Here is a 1,375-nt window from a genome sequence, read left to right as displayed (position 1 = left end):
GTAAATCTCATTTTCAGCCCCACTCGTCCCGACCCCTCAGGACGTCCCCTAGTTCAGAATGCGTTCCATGTTCGGCACGATGACGAACTCCTCGCGCCATTTGCTGATGAAGCGGATGTATTCCGGCCGCCAATGCATGCCCACCCGCGGCGTCTGCTGCACGTCGGCCCGCGTGATCTCGGTGACCTCGTAGACCTTGTCGGCGGTCAGCCCGACCAGGACCGGCTCATTGTCGATTGCAAGCTCGATCACCACGATCCTTGTGTCGACCGAGGCATCCGCCGCCGGCATGCCGAAGCGGATGCGTAAGTCGGCCAGCGGAATCACGTTGCCGCGCACGTTGATCACGCTCGGCACGAACGGCTTGGCGCCCGCCACTGCCGTCACCGGCACCGGATCGATGATCTCCCGCACCAGCTCGGCCTCGAGCGCGAACTTCTCCTCGCCGAGCCCGATCATCACCACCTGCAAGGCGCCGTCGGCGGTCGCGCTCGCATCCTGCTTCTGCGCAATGCTCATCACGCCGCCTCGTTCATCTGCTGCTGCTTCTCGGTGCGCGCCTGCGCCAGCGCCACCAGCTGCGCCACATCCAGGATCAGCGCCGCGGTGCCGTCGCCCAGGATGGTCGCGCCCGAGAAGATCGTGACGTCCGAATGCAGCTTCGACAGCGACTTGATCACGGTCTGGTGGTTGCCGATGATCTGATCGGCCACCAGCCCCACCCGGCTCTCGCCGGTCGAGATGATGATGGTCTTCTGATGCAGCTCGGCGGCGGCGTTGACATGCAACAGCTCGCGCAGCCTTAAGAATGGCACCAGGCTGCCGCGCATATTGAGGAAGCTGCGTCCGCGCGAGCGCTGGTCCTCGGCCGTCAGCTCGACGCATTCCTCCACCGCCGACAGCGGAATGATGTAGCGGCCCTCGCCGACCCGGATCAGCAATCCTTCGATGATCGCCAAGGTCAGCGGCAGCCGCAAGGTCACCGTGGTGCCCTGCCCCGGCCTGGTCGCAAGATCGATCGTGCCGCGCATGTTCTCGATGGTGCGCTTGACCACGTCCATGCCGACGCCGCGGCCCGACAGCGCCGAGATCGTCTGTGCGGTCGAGAAGCCCGGGTGGAACAGGAACTGGTGGATGTCGCTGTCCGACAGCGCAGCCCCCGGCGCGATCAGGCCCTGCTCTTCGGCCTTGGCTCTGATGCGCGCGGTGTTGAGCCCGCCGCCATTGTCGCGCACGGTCACCAGCACCTGGGCGCCGGAGTGGACCGCCTGCAGCTCGATGCGGCCGGATTCGGTCTTGCCGGCCGCAGTCCGGGTCGCGGTATCCTCGATGCCATGGTCGATCGCGTTGCGGATCAGATGCACCAGCGGATCGG

Annotated in this window: 2 protein-coding genes; both read right to left on the bottom strand. The window is 65.7% G+C overall.

What is annotated here, in order from left to right; all coding sequences use genetic code 11:
• Nucleotides 1–48: 48 nt before the first annotated feature.
• A complete protein-coding gene (locus tag BRAS3843_RS27865) occupies nt 49–519 on the bottom strand; it encodes a chemotaxis protein CheW (RefSeq protein WP_008972470.1) in 471 nt (156 codons plus the stop codon).
• On the bottom strand, nt 519–1,375 hold an 857-nt coding region (locus BRAS3843_RS27860; RefSeq protein WP_035983020.1), incomplete at its 5' end, for a chemotaxis protein CheW. The genes BRAS3843_RS27865 and BRAS3843_RS27860, both read right to left, overlap by 1 nt.

The sequence above is a fragment of the Bradyrhizobium sp. STM 3843 genome (assembly GCF_000239815.1).
In the GTDB taxonomy this organism is placed as follows: domain Bacteria; phylum Pseudomonadota; class Alphaproteobacteria; order Rhizobiales; family Xanthobacteraceae; genus Bradyrhizobium.
This window is presented reverse-complemented; position numbering and strand designations above follow the sequence as displayed.

Excerpts from the sequence above, each read along its gene's own strand:
- BRAS3843_RS27865 (WP_008972470.1), bottom strand. The coding sequence starts at position 519 with ATGAGCATTGCGCAGAAGCAGGATGCGAGCGCGACCGCCGACGGCGCC.